Source organism: Paenibacillus sp. FSL M8-0212, from assembly GCF_038004645.1.
Taxonomy (GTDB): Bacteria; Bacillota; Bacilli; order Paenibacillales; family Paenibacillaceae; genus Paenibacillus.
In genome coordinates this window covers 2,116,240-2,135,101 of the sequence record NZ_JBBORP010000001.1, presented here as the reverse complement: position 1 = coordinate 2,135,101, position 18,862 = coordinate 2,116,240, and the positions used below count along the sequence as shown (strand labels likewise).

13 protein-coding genes, 17 tRNA genes and 3 rRNA genes are annotated in these 18,862 nt (G+C 47.0%); 29 read left to right on the top strand and 4 right to left on the bottom strand.

The window, feature by feature from the left end:
- Positions 1-25: 25 nt before the first annotated feature.
- The 3 genes from MKX68_RS09475 to MKX68_RS09465 all read left to right on the top strand — a co-directional run bounded on the left by MKX68_RS09475 (position 26) and on the right by MKX68_RS09465 (position 1,273).
- Positions 26-262 (top strand): DUF6953 family protein, encoded by a 237-nt coding sequence (locus MKX68_RS09475; protein WP_036607962.1) that lies wholly within the window; start codon positions 26-28, stop codon positions 260-262.
- A gap of 395 nt (positions 263-657) precedes the next feature.
- Positions 658-858, top strand: a complete 201-nt coding sequence (locus tag MKX68_RS09470; RefSeq protein ID WP_024633772.1) for a cold-shock protein — start codon at positions 658-660, stop codon at positions 856-858.
- A gap of 187 nt (positions 859-1,045) precedes the next feature.
- A complete protein-coding gene (locus tag MKX68_RS09465; RefSeq protein ID WP_017691121.1) occupies positions 1,046-1,273 on the top strand; it encodes a cold-shock protein in 228 nt (75 codons plus the stop codon).
- A gap of 247 nt (positions 1,274-1,520) precedes the next feature.
- On the opposite strand, the gene MKX68_RS09460 is transcribed toward MKX68_RS09465, so the two are convergent.
- Positions 1,521-1,865 (bottom strand): hypothetical protein, encoded by a 345-nt coding sequence (locus MKX68_RS09460; RefSeq protein WP_340911061.1) that lies wholly within the window; start codon positions 1,863-1,865, stop codon positions 1,521-1,523.
- Between the two features lie 164 nt (positions 1,866-2,029).
- On the opposite strand from MKX68_RS09460, the gene MKX68_RS09455 reads away from it, so the two are divergent.
- Positions 2,030-2,764, top strand: coding sequence for a class I SAM-dependent methyltransferase (locus MKX68_RS09455; protein ID WP_340911059.1), 735 nt, complete (start codon positions 2,030-2,032; stop codon positions 2,762-2,764).
- Between the two features lie 58 nt (positions 2,765-2,822).
- On the opposite strand, the gene MKX68_RS09450 is transcribed toward MKX68_RS09455, so the two are convergent.
- The gene (locus MKX68_RS09450; protein WP_340911057.1) at positions 2,823-3,467 is read right to left on the bottom strand and encodes a GntR family transcriptional regulator; all 645 of its coding nucleotides are present in this window, start codon (positions 3,465-3,467) and stop codon (positions 2,823-2,825) included.
- A gap of 322 nt (positions 3,468-3,789) precedes the next feature.
- Here MKX68_RS09450 and MKX68_RS09445 point away from each other — a divergent pair, with 322 nt between their 5' ends.
- The 25 genes from MKX68_RS09445 (at position 3,790) to MKX68_RS09325 (ending at position 15,656) form a co-directional block, all read left to right on the top strand.
- Entirely contained in the window at positions 3,790-4,611 is an 822-nt protein-coding gene (locus MKX68_RS09445; protein WP_340911054.1) for a transporter substrate-binding domain-containing protein, read from the top strand.
- Positions 4,612-4,634: 23 nt separating this feature from the next.
- Positions 4,635-5,291 carry an amino acid ABC transporter permease gene (locus tag MKX68_RS09440; RefSeq protein ID WP_036671925.1) on the top strand — a complete coding sequence of 219 codons (657 nt, stop codon included), beginning with the start codon at positions 4,635-4,637 and terminating at the stop codon, positions 5,289-5,291.
- 141 nt (positions 5,292-5,432) lie between these two features.
- Positions 5,433-6,653: an ornithine--oxo-acid transaminase gene (locus MKX68_RS09435; RefSeq protein WP_340911052.1), complete on the top strand. Its 1,221-nt coding sequence runs from the start codon at positions 5,433-5,435 to the stop codon at positions 6,651-6,653.
- The gene (rocF, locus tag MKX68_RS09430; protein ID WP_340911047.1) at positions 6,643-7,608 is read left to right on the top strand and encodes an arginase; all 966 of its coding nucleotides are present in this window, start codon (positions 6,643-6,645) and stop codon (positions 7,606-7,608) included. Before MKX68_RS09435 ends, rocF begins: the two co-directional genes overlap by 11 nt.
- 618 nt (positions 7,609-8,226) lie before the next feature.
- Positions 8,227-9,779, top strand: a 16S ribosomal RNA gene (locus tag MKX68_RS09425).
- A gap of 311 nt (positions 9,780-10,090) precedes the next feature.
- A 23S ribosomal RNA gene (locus MKX68_RS09420) occupies positions 10,091-13,016 on the top strand.
- 75 nt (positions 13,017-13,091) lie between these two features.
- A 5S ribosomal RNA gene (rrf, locus tag MKX68_RS09415) occupies positions 13,092-13,208 on the top strand.
- The 16S, 23S and 5S rRNA genes sit together here with 17 tRNA genes alongside, the layout of an rRNA operon.
- 57 nt (positions 13,209-13,265) lie before the next feature.
- Positions 13,266-13,339, top strand: a tRNA-Ile gene (locus tag MKX68_RS09410).
- A 34-nt stretch (positions 13,340-13,373) separates the two neighbouring features.
- Positions 13,374-13,449: transfer RNA gene (locus tag MKX68_RS09405), tRNA-Ala, on the top strand.
- A gap of 1 nt (position 13,450) precedes the next feature.
- Positions 13,451-13,526: transfer RNA gene (locus MKX68_RS09400), tRNA-Asn, on the top strand.
- A 3-nt stretch (positions 13,527-13,529) separates the two neighbouring features.
- A tRNA-Ser gene (locus MKX68_RS09395) sits at positions 13,530-13,621 on the top strand.
- Positions 13,622-13,639: 18 nt separating this feature from the next.
- Positions 13,640-13,711 (top strand) — tRNA-Glu (locus tag MKX68_RS09390).
- Between the two features lie 6 nt (positions 13,712-13,717).
- Positions 13,718-13,793: transfer RNA gene (locus tag MKX68_RS09385), tRNA-Val, on the top strand.
- Between the two features lie 16 nt (positions 13,794-13,809).
- Positions 13,810-13,883 (top strand) — tRNA-Met (locus MKX68_RS09380).
- Between the two features lie 25 nt (positions 13,884-13,908).
- Positions 13,909-13,986: transfer RNA gene (locus MKX68_RS09375), tRNA-Asp, on the top strand.
- A gap of 22 nt (positions 13,987-14,008) precedes the next feature.
- Positions 14,009-14,084, top strand: a tRNA-Thr gene (locus MKX68_RS09370).
- A 97-nt stretch (positions 14,085-14,181) separates the two neighbouring features.
- Positions 14,182-14,257: transfer RNA gene (locus MKX68_RS09365), tRNA-His, on the top strand.
- A gap of 11 nt (positions 14,258-14,268) precedes the next feature.
- Positions 14,269-14,343, top strand: a tRNA-Gln gene (locus tag MKX68_RS09360).
- Between the two features lie 9 nt (positions 14,344-14,352).
- Positions 14,353-14,428, top strand: a tRNA-Lys gene (locus MKX68_RS09355).
- 9 nt (positions 14,429-14,437) lie between these two features.
- Positions 14,438-14,525, top strand: a tRNA-Leu gene (locus MKX68_RS09350).
- A gap of 8 nt (positions 14,526-14,533) precedes the next feature.
- Positions 14,534-14,608, top strand: a tRNA-Gly gene (locus MKX68_RS09345).
- A 6-nt stretch (positions 14,609-14,614) separates the two neighbouring features.
- A tRNA-Arg gene (locus MKX68_RS09340) sits at positions 14,615-14,691 on the top strand.
- Positions 14,692-14,707: 16 nt separating this feature from the next.
- A tRNA-Pro gene (locus MKX68_RS09335) sits at positions 14,708-14,781 on the top strand.
- A 13-nt stretch (positions 14,782-14,794) separates the two neighbouring features.
- A tRNA-Gly gene (locus MKX68_RS09330) sits at positions 14,795-14,865 on the top strand.
- A gap of 185 nt (positions 14,866-15,050) precedes the next feature.
- Positions 15,051-15,656 (top strand): short chain dehydrogenase, encoded by a 606-nt coding sequence (locus tag MKX68_RS09325; RefSeq protein WP_340911045.1) that lies wholly within the window; start codon positions 15,051-15,053, stop codon positions 15,654-15,656.
- A 138-nt stretch (positions 15,657-15,794) separates the two neighbouring features.
- Here MKX68_RS09325 and MKX68_RS09320 read toward each other — a convergent pair whose 3' ends face one another.
- Positions 15,795-16,844 (bottom strand): ABC transporter substrate-binding protein, encoded by a 1,050-nt coding sequence (locus MKX68_RS09320; protein WP_340911042.1) that lies wholly within the window; start codon positions 16,842-16,844, stop codon positions 15,795-15,797.
- 97 nt (positions 16,845-16,941) lie between these two features.
- Positions 16,942-18,624 carry an AraC family transcriptional regulator gene (locus tag MKX68_RS09315; protein WP_340911039.1) on the bottom strand — a complete coding sequence of 561 codons (1,683 nt, stop codon included), beginning with the start codon at positions 18,622-18,624 and terminating at the stop codon, positions 16,942-16,944.
- Positions 18,625-18,862 lie beyond the last annotated feature (238 nt).

Sequence of the window (18,862 nt, the reverse complement as noted above, 5' to 3'; positions counted from 1 at the left end):
TTAGGTTTAGACAGTAGGTGATATAGTGGAGAAGACAGCACAAGGTGTAGCAGAATGGATGGTACAGGAGATTAAATTCACAGGAACACTTCATCAGGAAGCTGCCATAGAATATGTGAAGACCCATTTTGGCGAAGAGTTTGTTTTTGTGAACGAGAACGGCAATACATCATTGTCTAAAGAAGTGAAGAAAGCTTTCCGAAAGCTTCATCGTGGGCAGATCGCCTGGGATCGGGATGCATTTATGTGGGCATGGACATAGTGTGTTATACTGGAGTAAGATGATTCATTGGTTGTGTTGGATATGCATGTCAGAATATTATATAAAAAATGTATAAGATGGATTAGATCTGCATATCCTTTCATAAGACCGTACACAAGCGACCAGGCACATAAGCGTTATGAACCCTGGCCCCACGCGTGTTAATAACATGTATTTCCAAAGCTGTTTGAAAAGAAAATACAAAGATTTGCTTTTTGGCTGAAATGGAGTTATAATAAAAACAAGTTGTAGAGAGTGGAAAACCTAATTCATATATTGTAAAGGGCGATCACTTATAGGTTTATGACTGGTACCTTTTTCAATGTGTGAATTTTTATTTGCTTGCTGCAAAGAACAAAGGAACATGTTAATCTTTATTTGGAGGTGTAATTCACATGCAAAACGGAACAGTAAAATGGTTCAACGCTGATAAAGGCTTCGGTTTCATCGAAGTTGAAGGCGGAGAAGATGTATTCGTACACTTCAGCGCTATTACAGGCGAAGGCTTCAAAACGCTGGACGAAGGTCAACGCGTGCAATTTAAAATTGTACAAGGAAACCGTGGTCCTCAAGCAGAAGAAGTTGTAAAACTGTAATTAAAGCATAGCTGCCTTTAACATGTTATAATGGTAAAGGCAGCTTCTTTTTTTTGATCAGTTATATAAAAGTCGACCCATTAGTTGTCGAGGCAGGGTCTGGTGGGACGTGAAACTTCCGCTAAGTGTAGGCTTCTGTGAAATAACGTCGGTTAGATGTTTTTCCATAACAAAGGGGGTAGAAGTCATGTATAATCGCAAAAAACCGTTGGAAGAGATTCCACAAGCTGATGCGGCAATCTGGGAATGTACGAGTGATACGTGCAAAGGATGGATGCGGGACAATTTTGCGTTTGATAACGTACCTACTTGTCCGATATGTGCTTCTGAGATGGTCAGCACGACTAGGATGCTACCATTGCTTGAGAATTCGAATAGTAATCTGAAAACGATGCCTAAAGGAAATCGGATTTAACATAGCTTACCCGCCTCTAACGAGGTGTTTTTTTTTAAGATCAAATTGACACCCTGTGCGAAGGTAAGGGTATTAAATATGAAGTTCCCGGCATTCGTTTTAGCGAATGCCTTTTTTTGTATTATTTTTTAACAGAAAATATAATGTAAATGACGAGAATCACATGAAAAAAAACAAAGACCCTTTTTGCTTATAGCAAAAAGGGTCTTTGTTTTGACTACAATCTTACCGCTAGCAAATTTGAGTTTTAAATGAACAGGAATGGCAGCAAAAACAGAGTTGCTACCAGAGCCAGTTCGATCCCTGCTCCTGCTCCATAGCCATAACCGCGACCGTATCCGTATGGACCGTAGGCCGAAGATTTAACTTTTTTTGTTGCAACAGCGTTTTTCTTGCTGCTTTTTACCAGCTGTTGTTTGGATTTGACTGAACATAGACGTGGTCCCTCGAAACACCCGTTCAAATAAACTTTGCCATCACGACATTGACTAAGCGTACCATACATATGCTTACCGTCTTTCATAACGAGACAAACGGAACGTCCAACGTGCGGAGAAACCGTTTCTTCACATACCCGATTAATTCTGTACATGCAAATCCTCCTCATTAGATGCGGTTGCCGCTTGAATTCAACGGTTTGTATATCATAGTAAAAAGAAGACCAATTGGTATGGACGAGTACCCGGAAAATCGAATAGGGAGGAGCCGTTTTTGAGTTAATTCCATACACTGGGAGGAGTGAGGAGGGGATGTCGCGTGGATTATCATGACATGCTGGCTCGGTTAGGGGAGGGGAGTGCCCATCCCGGAGGATTTTTGGCAACGCTGAAGTTGCTGGAGAGTTTATCTCTGCCTGTGGATAGTCATATCCTTGAGATAGGATGTGGGACTGGGAGGACTGCGTGTTACTTGGCTAAAAGGGGTTATCAAGTAACAGCCATTGATCTTAATCGTCAGATGCTGGATAAGGCCGTTCGGCGAGCAAGACGAGAACGGGTAGATGTTCGATTTGTTCAGGCTGATGTAGCATCGTTGCCTTTCCCGGAAAATCATTTTGATATGGTATTCGTGGAGTCGGTTACGATCTTTACTCCATGGCGGAGTGCACTAACTGAGTATAGAAAAGTGTTGAAGCCCGCTGGACTTTTGGTAGATCGGGAGATGGTTCTATCAGGCCAAAAGACCGAATTGATGTATCGCAGATTAAAGCAATTTTACGGTATACGAACCCTGGTAACGGCGACAGCATGGAGAAAACGCCTGAAACAGTGTGGTTTCACCAAGGTAGAGGTCAAGGAACATTCGCGATCTATGGGAAAATGGGGCGTTGATCATGATCCGCATCGTGAGATCGATATGAATTGGTTTGAGGATGAACGTATGCAGCGAATGAGTCAAACCAATGATCGGTTGCTCGCGAAATACGGCAAAAAGTTGGGGTATGCTGTTTTTGAAGCAAGGGCACCGTTGGAGGTCAAAAAGGAAAAATAGGAAAAAGGCAACTCACACAATCGTGTGGGTTGCCTTTGGTTTGTTTCGACAGAACGTACTACAGCATATCGTTGTCGATAATCCGCCAGTGGTGTTTGAGCAGGGCTTCCAGTTGGCTCTTATCCTTGGCTCGAAAAGCACTTAAAATTTGCCGGTGCTCTTCATTAACTTCGAGCAGTACCTCAGATAGCTTTGGTTTATTATCACTAACATACGACTGCCGGATGAAACTGTTCTTCAATGTGTTTAACATCTCAATGACTGTGGCGTTACCACATCGCTGAATGTACAGATTATGGAATTGATATTGGTTCTTGTTGTAGGCAGCAAGATCAAGTTGGCTGATATCTTCGTCCATTCGGACAACGAGAGTTTCCATCTCCAAAAGTTCAGAGGGTCTGAGTTGGTCTGCTGCAAGTGTGGCAGCGAGTGCCTCCAGCACACCAATCGCTTGGGAGAACTCCAGTTTTTTGCCTGCATCAAAAGGAGTGACAATAAATCCCCTGCGTGGGATGTATTGCAGCAGATTGTCTGAAGCCAGCTGGAAAAGGGCCTCCCGAGTAGGCGTGCGACTGATGTCCAGCTTTTTGCATATTTCGGCCTCGTTGATCTTCTGGTTGGGAAGTAACGTCCCGTCCTGAATCTTCTGGGCAATGTAATCGTATACGTGATCTTTCAAGGACCGGTATTTGGGTACCTCCATACCGAATCCTCCTTTCTATGTATAGTGAATAAATAGTTGGGTGTAAGGCCGTACTGTACGCGCCGTTCAGGCGTTTCAAGTTTTTATCATCTTAACACCGAGGGGGAAGTTGGGCAAGCAAACTTCATGTTTCAGCCGATGTAAATGCCGTGTTATATATAGCACATTTTATGGAATTAGAGCGTATAATTGTTTAAAAAATGATTGTGATAAATCAGAATGTTTGTTAGTATTACTTACATATAAGTCCATATATTGTCTTATGTATATTGTATACAAATCATTCTGTTACTCATTCAAAAAAAGAATAGGGGTATGATGTGTGAAAAAAGTGCTTTTGCCAATGATGCTGTTGTTAGTGGTTGTATTCATGTCCGCATGTGGGCAGGAAAAAACGACAGGATTCGGATCAGACGTTACTTCGTCTTCGGGCAGTAGCTCTGCGGAAAAGGAAGTCATTGTACTTGGAACCAGTGCGGACTATGCACCTTATGAATTTCATAAGAAAATTGATGGTAAAGATACCATTGTAGGTTTTGACATCGAGATTGCCAAAGCAATTGCGGCTGATCTGGGAGCCGAGCTGAAGATTGAGGACATGGACTTTGATGGCCTTCTTATGGCCCTTGGTACAGATAAGGTTGATTTTGTGATATCAGGCTTAACCCCTACCGAAGAACGAAAGAAGAATGTTGATTTTACGGATATCTACTATTATGCAGAGCAGGCTGTACTTGTTAGAGATGGGGAAGGTGCGGCATTAAAGTCCATGGATGATCTGTCAGGTAAACAGGTTGGTGTACAAAAGAGTTCCATTCAGGAAGGGATTGCTCGGGAAATAGAGGGAGCAAAGCTCACTTCTCTGGCCAAAATACCTGAACTGATTCTGGAGTTGCAGACGGGGCGTGTAGACGCACTCATCCTGGAGAAGCCGGTGGCTGAACAGTATGTGAAGAACCAAGAGGGGCTTGTTGTTGCAGGTGTGAAGATTGAACAGGCTGAAGACGAGGGTGGTTCGGCCATCGCGGTGAAGAAAGGTAATCAGAAGCTGCTGGATCAGATCAACACTACATTGGAAAAGCTCAAAACGAACGGAGATATTGAACGGTTCGTCGTTGAAGCGAATGAGATGCTCGGCGAATAAACCGGACGAGTGAGGGATATGCCGTGAATTTAGATTTTTCCTTTCTATTAGAACATTGGCAGGATTATGCACGAAGTGCGTGGGTCACGCTTGAACTTTCCTTCTTCGGTGTATTGTTTGGTACGTTGCTGGGTGTAATCATGGCGCTAATGCGAATATCCCGAATATGGCCAATTAAATTTGTGGCATCGGCGTATATTGAACTCATTCGAGGAACGCCAATGCTCGTACAGATTCTTATTATTCATTATGGTCTGACGGTTGTAGGTGTGAACTTGCCGGCATTTATGTCGGGGGTGGTCGCTCTGACGATGAATAGCTCGGCCTATATGGCGGAGGTGTTCAGGGCCGGGATTCAAGCGATTGATAAAGGACAGACCGAAGCTTCGCGCTCCCTTGGTATGACAAATGGTATGACACTTCGTTATATTATACTGCCGCAGGCTTTTCGTAACATGCTTCCAGCCATCGGTAATGAATTCATTATTATCATTAAAGATTCTTCGCTTGTCTCCATGATCGGCATAGCCGAGATTATATACACGGCCAGAACGATTCAGGGTGTTACGTTCCAGCCGCTTGCTCCGCTGCTTGTTGCCGCTGGCCTCTATTTTATAATTACATTTACACTGGCTAATTTACTCTCTTGGTTGGAACGTAGACTTTCTACTTCTCGCTAACTATGGATAAAGGATTGGATTCGAGAAAGGCTTGGATTAGGCTGGAGTGGAAAAAGAGGGATGTAGTCGTAAATGGCGATGGCATCGCATACATTGTTATTGTATTTTGTATACAATATTTTGGAAAGGTGTTGGGTGTGTATGTCAGATTCCAAAATGTTAATTGATTGGTCGGAGCGTTATGCTGCACCTAATTATCATCCGCTCCCTATTGTTATTGAACAGGCGGAAGGGGTATGGGTGGAAGACCCTGAAGGCCGCCGTTATATGGATATGTTAAGTGCATACTCTGCATTGAATCATGGTCATAGACATCCTGTGATCATACAGGCGCTCAAAAATCAGGCAGATCAGGTTACGCTGACATCACGGGCATTCCATAGCAGCTCCGCTTCTCTTTTTTATCAAAAACTCTCACAATTCACGGGGAAATCGAAGATTCTCGCCATGAATACAGGAGCAGAAGCGGTGGAGACTGCCGTGAAGGCGGTACGCAGGTGGGCTTATCGTCGAAAAGGTGTACCGGAAAATCAAGCCGAAATTATCGTATGCTCTGGTAACTTTCATGGAAGAACTCTGACGGTTACATCCTTTTCTTCCTCAGCGGAGTATAAAAAAGATTTTGGACCGTTCACACCTGGATTCCGGATTATTCCCTATGGAGACATTGAAGCGCTGAAGCAGGCCATTACGCCAAATACGGCTGGTTTTCTTGTAGAGCCTATTCAGGGCGAAGCTGGAATCGTTATCCCGCCTGATGGATATTTGGCTAAAGCCTTTGCTCTGTGTAAGAGCCAGCAGGTGTTGACTGTAGCTGATGAGATCCAGACCGGATTTGGAAGAACGGGTCGCCGTTTTGCCTCCGACTGGGAAGGGGTTGAACCAGATATCTGGATTATGGGCAAAGCGCTGGGGGGAGGAGTCATGCCCATCTCGGCTATCGCTGCTGATGCGGAGATACTTGATTTGTTTGAGCCGGGGTCTCATGGTTCTACGTTTGGGGGTAACCCACTCGCCTGCGCCGTGGCTATAGCAGCTCTGAAAGTTCTTGAAGATGAGAAGCTTGCCGAGCGATCGGAGCGTCTGGGGAACTATTTTATGAAAAGACTTCGAGATATTCGCAGTTCAGCCATACGGGAAGTTCGGGGCAGAGGGTTATTTATTGGTGTTGAGCTGCATGAATCAGCACGTCCCTATTGTGAGCGATTGATGTCTGCTGGTTTGCTATGTAAAGAAACCCATGAAACGATCATTCGGTTTGCTCCACCACTGACGATTAAAGAGTCCGAGATTGACTGGGCACTGGAGAGAATTGAGCAGGTGTTGATCAACAATGAGGGAGCTGACCTAGATGAAAAATGATGATGATGTACATGGTGGAATAAAAGATACTTCTATTGATACAAGTCAACCATCTGTGCGACGTAATATTGCTATCATTAAGGTTCCTTTTGGACTCGGTGGAGCAAGAGGTGGAGCAGAGTTGGGGCCTGATGAATTGATTACAGCTGGACTGAAGCGGGAGATTGCGAGTCTTGGGCTAGTACTTTCCAAAGAAGTGCGGGTAGATTGTCCTTCTGAACCGGCTGCCCCTATTGAGCGAAATCGTGTAAAACATTTAAATGAGGTACGTCAGGTCAGTCAGAAGGTGTGTAGTGAAGTATCAGGCGCAGTGGAGGAGGGTGCTTTCCCACTTGTGCTTGGGGGAGATCATAGTGTAGCGATTGGTACTTTTGCCGGGCTAACAGCGCATTATTCGAATTTGGGTGTGATCTGGTTTGATGCGCATGCAGACTTGAATACGGAAGAACGTAGCTTGTCCGGTAATATGCATGGGATGAGTGTGGCTGCATCCTTGGGGCATACTGCATTCAATCTGTCACACATTGCTGGAGCAGGCGCCTTTATTGATCCGTCCAACTTGGTCTATATTGGTCTGCGTGATTTGGATGAGTATGAGAAAGAGCAGATTAAGAGACTGGGAATCCGAGCATTTACGATGCATGATATTGACCGTATGGGAATACAGCAAGTTATTGAGCAAGCAGTAGCTACAGCGGGAAAAGGGACAGATGGTATTCATGTCAGTTTTGACATGGATTGTCTGGATCCGCGGGAAGCTCCGGGTGTAGGCACCCCAGTACCGGGTGGTTTGAATTACCGAGAGGCACATTACGCATTGGAGATACTTGCTTCCACAAATCAAGTTACGTCGATGGAACTGGTTGAGGTAAATCCGTTGTTTGATCATAATAGACATACGGCAAGGCTTGGCGTGGAACTGATCGCTTCTTTGCTTGGTAAGCGCATATTGTAAGCACTGAGAAGTGAAACGGGAAGTGTAAGCTGTGCCCAAGGAATATACTTTCTTATCTATTATAGAAGGAAAGAAAACTGAGATCCCGATAAACCCGGGGCTAGTCACAAGAAATTGTTCACTGCAATCGCAGTGGAAGTGACTTCCCTGGTTATGTTTAATGGATGTGTATATTTAGAAGCGATGTAATAAGGGTGCTGAGAGTAATTTGTATGTACAGGAGCGTCAGATTACATATGGTACCGATGTTGTGGGTGATTATCATTTTTCAAAAAAAGTCTTGCAAATGAAATCTGTACATGATATATTCTAATTCCGGCCAAGAAAACACGGTTTACACGGTGCGGCAAGCAAATCAAATAAGCTTCGAAAGAAACTTAAAAAAAGAGCTTGCAAAGTTGGTTCGGACATGATATTATATAAGAGTTGCTGAAGAGAACGACATTCGGTAACAAAAACAATTTTGATCTTTGAAAACTGAACAACGAGTGAGTAAACATTCTGCTTGCAGAATGAACGCGAAAGTTTGAGACAAGCCTTGGCTTGAATCGACTGGAGCACAAATGAGATTTTTAATCTCGTCAGATTCAAAATGAGCTTATCGCTCTTTTCAATACTTTATTGGAGAGTTTGATCCTGGCTCAGGACGAACGCTGGCGGCATGCCTAATACATGCAAGTCGAGCGGACTTGAAGAGAAGCTTGCTTCTCTGATGGTTAGCGGCGGACGGGTGAGTAACACGTAGGCAACCTGCCCTCAAGTTTGGGACAACTACCGGAAACGGTAGCTAATACCGAATAGTTGTTTTCTTCGCCTGAAGGAAACTGGAAAGACGGAGCAATCTGTCACTTGGGGATGGGCCTGCGGCGCATTAGCTAGTTGGTGGGGTAACGGCTCACCAAGGCGACGATGCGTAGCCGACCTGAGAGGGTGATCGGCCACACTGGGACTGAGACACGGCCCAGACTCCTACGGGAGGCAGCAGTAGGGAATCTTCCGCAATGGGCGAAAGCCTGACGGAGCAATGCCGCGTGAGTGATGAAGGTTTTCGGATCGTAAAGCTCTGTTGCCAGGGAAGAACGCTTGGGAGAGTAACTGCTCTCAAGGTGACGGTACCTGAGAAGAAAGCCCCGGCTAACTACGTGCCAGCAGCCGCGGTAATACGTAGGGGGCAAGCGTTGTCCGGAATTATTGGGCGTAAAGCGCGCGCAGGCGGTCATTTAAGTCTGGTGTTTAATCCCGGGGCTCAACCCCGGATCGCACTGGAAACTGGGTGACTTGAGTGCAGAAGAGGAGAGTGGAATTCCACGTGTAGCGGTGAAATGCGTAGATATGTGGAGGAACACCAGTGGCGAAGGCGACTCTCTGGGCTGTAACTGACGCTGAGGCGCGAAAGCGTGGGGAGCAAACAGGATTAGATACCCTGGTAGTCCACGCCGTAAACGATGAGTGCTAGGTGTTAGGGGTTTCGATACCCTTGGTGCCGAAGTTAACACATTAAGCACTCCGCCTGGGGAGTACGGTCGCAAGACTGAAACTCAAAGGAATTGACGGGGACCCGCACAAGCAGTGGAGTATGTGGTTTAATTCGAAGCAACGCGAAGAACCTTACCAGGTCTTGACATCTGAATGACCGGTGCAGAGATGTACCTTTTCTTCGGAACATTCAAGACAGGTGGTGCATGGTTGTCGTCAGCTCGTGTCGTGAGATGTTGGGTTAAGTCCCGCAACGAGCGCAACCCTTATATTTAGTTGCCAGCACTTCGGGTGGGCACTCTAGATAGACTGCCGGTGACAAACCGGAGGAAGGTGGGGATGACGTCAAATCATCATGCCCCTTATGACCTGGGCTACACACGTACTACAATGGCCGGTACAACGGGCTGCGAAATCGCGAGATGGAGCCAATCCCAACAAAGCCGGTCTCAGTTCGGATTGCAGGCTGCAACTCGCCTGCATGAAGTCGGAATTGCTAGTAATCGCGGATCAGCATGCCGCGGTGAATACGTTCCCGGGTCTTGTACACACCGCCCGTCACACCACGAGAGTTTATAACACCCGAAGTCGGTGGGGTAACCGCAAGGAGCCAGCCGCCGAAGGTGGGATAGATGATTGGGGTGAAGTCGTAACAAGGTAGCCGTATCGGAAGGTGCGGCTGGATCACCTCCTTTCTATGGAGAATCGTTTCCTGCAACGGAAACATTCAAATATGCAGCTTAGCTGCAAAACACTCACTCGTTGCTCAGTTTTGAGAGCTCAAACTCTCAAACAGCTTGCTTTTGCATGGAGCTTGTTCTTTGAAAACTAGATATCGAAACGAAACAAACGCGAATTAGAACATTCCTTTTTAGCTGAACTTGTGTTAAACAAGTTTCAATAAAAACGGTAGTCAAATTGCTTTTGTGATGGTATTGGATGGGAGCGACTTTTGGCTTTGCGCAAGCAAAACAAGGGAAGCGAGCAGTCAAAACCGGAACAAAATGGTTAAGCTACTAAGAGCACACGGAGGATGCCTAGGCGCTAGGAGCCGATGAAGGACGTGGCGAACAACGAAACTGCCTCGGGGAGCTGTAAGCAAGCTTTGATCCGGGGGTGTCCGAATGGGGAAACCCAGCTGGGGTAATTTCCAGTTACTCACAACTGAATACATAGGTTGTGTAGAGGCATACCAGGGGAACTGAAACATCTAAGTACCCTGAGGAAGAGAAAACAATAGTGATTCCGTCAGTAGCGGCGAGCGAACGCGGAGAAGCCCAAACCAGAGAGCTTGCTCTTTGGGGTTGTGGGACGTCTCACATGGAGTTACAAAGGAACCGGTTAAGTGAAGAGGTCTGGAAAGGCCCGCCAAAGAAGGTAAAAGCCCTGTAGTTGAAAGTTGGTTCCCTCCGAGACGGATCCCGAGTAGTGCGGGGCACGTGAAACCCCGTATGAATCCGGCAGGACCATCTGCCAAGGCTAAATACTTCCTAGCGACCGATAGTGAAGCAGTACCGTGAGGGAAAGGTGAAAAGCACCCCGGAAGGGGAGTGAAATAGAACCTGAAACCGTGTGCTTACAAAAAGTCAGAGCCCGTTTTAGGGGTGATGGCGTGCCTTTTGTAGAATGAACCGGCGAGTTACGTTCCCGTGCAAGGTTAAGGTGAAGAGCCGGAGCCGCAGCGAAAGCGAGTCTGAATAGGGCGACTTAGTACGTGGACGTAGACCCGAAACCGGGTGATCTACCCCTGTCCAGGGTGAAGGTGCGGTAACACGCACTGGAGGCCCGAACCCACGCATGTTGAAAAATGCGGGGATGAGGTGGGGGTAGCGGAGAAATTCCAATCGAACTCGGAGATAGCTGGTTCTCCCCGAAATAGCTTTAGGGCTAGCCTCGGAAAACAGAGTCGTGGAGGTAGAGCACTGATTGGGTGCGGGGCCCGCAAGGGTTACCAAGCTCAGTCAAACTCCGAATGCCATAGACTTACTTCCGGGAGTCAGACAGTGAGTGCTAAGATCCATTGTCAAAAGGGAAACAGCCCAGACCATCAGCTAAGGTCCCCAAGTGTGTGTTAAGTGGGAAAGGATGTGGAGTTGCACAGACAACCAGGATGTTGGCTTAGAAGCAGCCACCATTGAAAGAGTGCGTAATAGCTCACTGGTCGAGTGACTCTGCGCCGAAAATGTAACGGGGCTAAACACACCACCGAAGCTATGGCTTGATGCTTTGCATCAGGGGTAGGGGAGCGTTGTATAAGGGTTGAAGGTGTACCGTAAGGAGCGCTGGACATTATACAAGTGAGAATGCCGGTATGAGTAACGAAAAGATCAGTGAGAATCTGATCCGCCGAAAGCCTAAGGGTTCCTGAGGAAGGCTCGTCCGCTCAGGGTAAGTCGGGACCTAAGGCGAGGCCGAAAGGCGTAGTCGAAGGACAACAGGTCGAAATTCCTGTACCACCGTAAGCCGTTATGAGCAATGGGGGGACGCAGTAGGGTAGTGACGCGGACTGATGGATGTCCGTCTAAGCAGTAAGGCTGATGTGTAGGCAAATCCGCACATTGTAAGGCTGAGCTGTGATGGGGAGCGAAAATTATAGTAGCGAAGGTCATGATCTCACACTGCCAAGAAAAGCCTCTAGCCAGGTGATGGTGCCCGTACCGCAAACCGACACAGGTAGGCGAGAAGAGTATTCTAAGGCGCGCGGAAGAACTCTCGTTAAGGAACTCGGCAAAATGACCCCGTAACTTCGGGAGAAGGGGTGCCCCGGTAGTGTGAATAGCACGAGGGGGCCGCAGTGAAAAGGCCCAAGCGACTGTTTAGCAAAAACACAGGTCTGTGCGAAGCCGTAAGGCGAAGTATACGGGCTGACGCCTGCCCGGTGCTGGAAGGTTAAGGGGAGTGGTTAGGAGCAATCCGAAGCTGTGAACCGAAGCCCCAGTAAACGGCGGCCGTAACTATAACGGTCCTAAGGTAGCGAAATTCCTTGTCAGGTAAATTCTGACCCGCACGAATGGCGTAACGACTTGGGCGCTGTCTCAACGAGAGATCCGGTGAAATTTTAATACCTGTGAAGATGCAGGTTACCCGCGACAAGACGGAAAGACCCCATGGAGCTTTACTGCAGCTTGATATTGAATTTGGGTACGATCTGTACAGGATAGGTGGGAGCCTTTGAAACGTGAGCGCCAGCTTGCGTGGAGGCAACGTTGGGATACCACCCTGATCGTATCTAGGTTCTAACCTGGTACCGTAATCCGGTGCGGGGACAGTGTCAGGTGGGCAGTTTGACTGGGGCGGTCGCCTCCTAAAGAGTAACGGAGGCGCCCAAAGGTTCCCTCAGAATGGTTGGAAATCATTCGAAGAGTGCAAAGGCATAAGGGAGCTTGACTGCGAGACCTACAAGTCGAGCAGGGACGAAAGTCGGGCTTAGTGATCCGGTGGTACCGCATGGAAGGGCCATCGCTCAACGGATAAAAGCTACCCTGGGGATAACAGGCTTATCTCCCCCAAGAGTCCACATCGACGGGGAGGTTTGGCACCTCGATGTCGGCTCATCGCATCCTGGGGCTGAAGTAGGTCCCAAGGGTTGGGCTGTTCGCCCATTAAAGCGGTACGCGAGCTGGGTTCAGAACGTCGTGAGACAGTTCGGTCCCTATCTGTCGTGGGCGTAGGAAATTTGAGAGGAGCTGTCCTTAGTACGAGAGGACCGGGATGGACGTACCGCTGGTGTACCAGTTGTTCCGCCAGGAGCACCGCTGGGTAGCTATGTACGGACGGGATAAACGCTGAAAGCATCTAAGCGTGAAGCCCCCCTCAAGATGAGATTTCCCAGTATGTAAGACCCCTTGAAGACGACGAGGTAGATAGGCTGGGGGTGGAAGTGCAGCAATGCATGGAGCTGACCAGTACTAATCGGTCGAGGGCTTATCCAATAGCAGGTTGTAATTCGCATGTTTCGTTTCGAATCTAGTTTTCAGAGAACAACACTCTGAAATGTAAGCTACGCGTTTGGTGGCGATGGCGGAGGGGTTCCACACGTACCCATCCCGAACACGACCGTTAAGCCCTCTAGCGCCGATGGTACTTGGACCGCAGGGTCCTGGGAGAGTAGGACGCCGCCAAGCGATTTCCCTTTGGGGTATTTTTTTTGCCCCCCTTGCCAAGGAATAAGGGATATATAAGGGCCCTTAGCTCAGTTGGTTAGAGCGCACCTCTGATAAGGGTGAGGCCGGTGGTTCGAGTCCACCAGGGCCCATAGCAAGACCACAACAAAGAAATACACAGTGTATGGGGCCATAGCTCAGCTGGGAGAGCGCCTGCCTTGCAAGCAGGAGGTCAGCGGTTCGATCCCGCTTGGCTCCACCATTCCCTGATAGCTCAGTTGGTAGAGCACTCGACTGTTAATCGAGTTGTCACAGGTTCGAGCCCTGTTCGGGGAGCCATATGGAGAGGTGTCCGAGCTGGCCGAAGGAGCACGATTGGAAATCGTGTAGGCGTCACAAGCGTCTCGAGGGTTCGAATCCCTCTCTCTCCGCCAGATAATTTTTTTTAGCAAGGCCCGTTGGTCAAGGGGTTAAGACACCTCCCTTTCACGGAGGTAACAGGGGTTCGAATCCCCTACGGGTCATATTACGGAGGCTTAGCTCAGCTGGGAGAGCATCTGCCTTACAAGCAGAGGGTCGGGGGTTCGATCCCCTCAGCCTCCACCATATAACTTTATAACGACGCGGGGTGGAGCAGCCCGGTAGCTCGTCGGGCTCATAACCCGAAGGCCGCAGGTTCAAATCCTGCCCCCGCAATTAACTTTCCTTGAGAAAGTACTATGGAACCGTGGTGTAGTTGGCCTAACATGCCTGCCTGTCACGCAGGAGATCGCGGGTTCGAATCCCGTCGGTTCCGCCATTTTTAATTAAATATACACCGTGCCGGTGTAGCTCAACTGGTAGAGCAACTGACTTGTAATCAGTAGGTTGGGGGTTCAAGTCCTCTCGCCGGCACCATTTTTAGTATTTACATCTGAATTTGTGATAGAATGTATATTATAGATGCAGTTGCTAATACTAAGATACTCTTAGTGGATGAATGGCTTACTCTATGGCGATCGTGGCGAAGTGGTTAACGCACCGGTTTGTGGATCCGGCATTCGGGGGTTCAATTCCCCTCGATCGCCCCATGATTTTTTAATGGGGATTAGCCAAGCGGTAAGGCAACGGACTTTGACTCCGTCATGCATAGGTTCAAATCCTATATCCCCAGCCATTTCATTACGAGTCATTAGCTCAGTTGGTAGAGCACCTGACTTTTAATCAGGGTGTCGAAGGTTCGAGCCCTTCATGACTCACCATTATATTTTGCGGTCGTGGCGGAATTGGCAGACGCGCACGGTTCAGGTCCGTGTGGGCTAACCCCCCGTGGAGGTTCGAGTCCTCTCGACCGCACCATATGTTTTGCGGAAGTGGCTCAGCGGTAGAGCATCGCCTTGCCAAGGCGAGGGTCGCGGGTTCGATTCCCGTCTTCCGCTCCAATATTTGCGCCCTTAGCTCAGCTGGATAGAGCGTTTGACTACGAATCAAAAGGCCGGGAGTTCGAATCTCTCAGGGCGCGCCATTATTCTCATAAGTATCGGGATGTAGCTCAGCTTGGTAGAGCACCTGGTTTGGGACCAGGGGGTCGCATGTTCAAATCGTGTCATCCCGATTTTTTTTATTTTGCGGGTGTAGTTCAATGGTAGAACTTTAGCCTTCCAAGCTAATAGCGTGGGTTCGATTCCCATCACCCGCTTCCGAGTAACATACAGAAAAGCCTTTGCTTATAGCAAGGGCTTTTTTTTGCGTTAAAAAGAATAAGTGGATTCCTTTTAAAATAGAGTCAATTGTCATTTGATTAAGGATAGAATCTTTGTTTTAATAAATAGAACAATTCTTATCTGATTTACCGTGTTTATTTATAAAGGAGGACAAACAGTAATGAAAAGAGCTCTGGTCATTGGTGGAAACGGAACGCTAGGTAAAGCTGTTGTTGCGAAACTGAGAGATTATTCCGTTGAGGTTATTACAGCAGGTAGACAATCCGGGGATGTTCAGGTGGATATGACGTCGATAGAGAGTATTACTACCCTCTTTGAAACGGTGAGAAATATTGATTACGTCATTGTGGCGGCAGGTCAGACCCATTATGCGAAACTCGAAGAACTTACACCTGAGAACAATATGATTAGTGTGCAGGGTAAACTGCTTGGACAGGTTAATATCGTGTTGATTGGTCAGCACTATATTAATGACAAAGGGAGTTTCACGTTGGTCAGTGGCATAATACAAGACCACCCTATTGAGAAAGGCGCATCAAGTGCTATGGTCAATGGGGCTATTGATGCGTTTGCCAAAGCGGCAGCGTTTGAGTTACCAAGAGGCATCCGTTTGAACTCAGTTAGTCCTAACTTGTTTGTAGAGTCGGCGGAGAAATATAAGGATTTCTTTATTGGATTTAATCCTGTACCTGTAGAGAAAGTGGCTAATACGTTTATCCAGAGTGCACTTGGGATCGAAACAGCCCAAAACTTTAAAATATATTAAAAGCCTGATGTGAATGAAGAATTACTGGAATGAAGAACTGCTGAATGAGACCATTTGGAATATTAAATATAAAGGAGATCCACCGAAAATCCGGTGAATCTCCTTTTGTTTGTTGTGGATGAAACAGAGGTATGTTTACTATTGTGAAGCAGGTAGTCCAAGAACTTCGAGCATTTCATTACGTTTGAGCGATTCGGCAATGGGGCCGTCAATAAGCCATTTCTTAGCATTGAGGACATAGACATGACCATTTTGAACAGCGGGTAGGCTTTTCCATACTTGGAGTTGCTGGATTTCGTTGAGTTCATCTTTTGTTTTTTGCAAAGCTTCAGCTGATCCATCTGAGCTAATGGACACAATGAACAGATAGTCTGCTTTGATTTCAGGCAAAAGCTCAACCGAGATACTGGCATTCATCCGATCTGGATTCTCAGCCTCGAGTTTGGTAACGAGAGCATCGGGAGTGAATCCAATTTCATAGCCCGCTCCTACATAACTAGAAGCTGGGAATGGCGTAGATGGAATGGACGAGAAGAACAAACGCATATCTTTCTCTTCCAGGCGCAGGAATGCAGCTGTTGGTTTGGTCTTGGTGATATCGGCTGCAAGCTTCTGAGCTTCAGTTACTTGATCTTTATTTTTTTGTAAAAGCTGTTCAGCCCGCTCTTCAATATCCAGTGCAGTAGCTACCTGTACGATAGATTCCTGCCAATTACGGCGATCATAAGTGATCGTAGGCGCGATCTTCTCGAGTTGTTCGAGAATTTTGGCATCCAAACTGGCATTGGCAATAATGAGGTCCGGATTGGCGCTGACGACAGCTTCAAAATTGACACTTTCATTAATGGGTTCGACAGCCACGCCCTGGGCTTCAAGTTGCTCATTCAGGTAATCTTGCCGGCCAATAGGTGTAGCAAGTACCAGTGGTACCTCCAAGGAGAGTAGAATGTCCTCCATATTAATGGACACAATCCGTTCAGGGTGTGCCGGGATTTCTTTGCTGCCACTGGCGCTCTCCACGGTCTTAGTAGCTGATTCAGTGGATGAGTCCCCATCTGTCCCCGCAGCTGAGTTTACGCCATCTGCAGATGGCTGCGAAGTGCTTGCAGGTGTCTGTCCACACGCAACAAGTAACATGGCGAGTATGAACAGGATCCCCGTTATTTTGACATAATGCTGTTTGTACATCATAATCCCCCTGTGTTTCTATTGATATTGATTCTCAGTACACTATATATTGTAGCGGTCTAATGTTGGGGGAGACATAGCCTTCTGTGCTATCCGGTCATGGATTAATGTGCTGAGTACCACCAAAAAGTTTCAGGGTTTCATCGATGATCTGATCATGGGCATATGGTGAATAATCCAACCAAGGCATTTCATCTAGCAGATATACATGCTGGTTCTGCACGGGCATCAATTGTTGCCATAGCTGAGTATGTTGTAGTTTATGCCAACGTTGCTGGGATTCTGAGTCCTGGTCCACAATCAGTAACATGCGATCTCCAACCATTAGAGGCAACTCCTGTTCATCCAATGCACGATAGACTTGCCCTGGAAGCAGATCGTGTGAAGGGGACACGCCGAGGTCGTTATATAGAACAGCGCCTCCATTGCGTCGCCCGTAGATTAACAGATGACCCATCATGATATGAATGATGGAGACCGTATCCTTACCGATTATATGAGCAAGCTGCTTTTTGGCATGGATTACCTTGTCATCATACTGCTCCAACCACTGCTGAGCATCTTGTTGCTGTCCTACAATGGAGGCAACTTGTACGAAGTGTTCGCGCCAGCTCAATCCTTTCCAGGGGATAACGATGGTAGGAGCAATTCGCTGCAGCGTTCTTTTTAACGTATGGGCTTCGTACTCATTACAGAGTATGAGATCCGGGCTCGCTTGCATCAACAACTCAACGTTGGTTTGCCAGATATGAGGATTCATGCGTTTGCTACGTCCCAGATGATACGGGATATTGGAGAAAAACAGATTCCTGTGTTGATCCCGTCGATTATCGATCAATGCCGCATGCGGGATGATCTGTAATGCCAGCAGATGGCCAGTGGTTCCGAAGGAGAGAGCAGCAATTTTACTGCGTTTCTGCCGTTGATAGGTAGAGGGAGACACACCAACATATTTTTTGAATTTACGACTAAAGTAAAACTCGTCCTGAAAACCAACCTGTGAGGCGATATGTTTGATAGTTTGGCCGGGGACGAGCAGCATCTCTTTGGCCCTGTCCATGCGGATGTTATTCACGTACTCCATGGGACTGATGCCAGTGCGGTTTTTAAATACCCGTGAATAGTGCCATACACTCATGCCTGCCACACCGGCAAGAACTTCACGAGAAAGATGCTCAGCATATCCAAGCTCAATAAGTTCAAGCGTTTGATCCAAAGCAGAGGTGTGTTCGGAATCTCCTACTGTACTTTCTTTGGGAGGAGCATACACATGGGTCAACAATTCATGCATCAAAGTCTGAATACGAAATGGACGATTTTCTTGAGGTACAGAGATGCATTCATGGAGCTGTGAGGAAATTCTGGTACATTCCTGAAAAAGTTCATGCGGTAATTCATCGGCATAAGACGAACGAAGTAACCCTTTTTGGTATACCTCCATTACAGTAGAGCCGGAAGTAGCTTTATTGATTTCGGAGAGAGGCTTCAACATATCAAAATATATTGCGATGCCCTGTAAAGGATGAACCTCATCCGGTGTATATTCTATCGCTGTTCCTGGCAGGATCAGATACATTTTGCCGAGTGTGGCATGATTCAGCCTGTGCCCAATACGGATATCGGCCTCACCACCAGTACAGATGAGCAGAAGATGTGAGTCCGTTAATACGAATGGGGGAAGAAAAGACGCTTGATCGAGAACTTCGGATGTCTTGAATCTTGCATATAGGTCACGGGTATGTTCACCGTTAGATATCAGTGGAAAGACTTGCAAAGTCACCAGAATCCCTCCTTAACTTGCAATAGTAACATTACATATGATGTATTTGAGAATCATTATCAATTATCGCATATTGTCATACAAATAAGAAGTCCATATGATAATATGAAATGAAATAGCGAAGAGAATACAAAGGTGGTTTCAGGGCTTCAAGTTTGTTACAGAAGGTAGGCAGATAGATGTTTTGTTAAAGCATGGAATTACACGATATATATAATCCAGGGCATTCATTAATTCA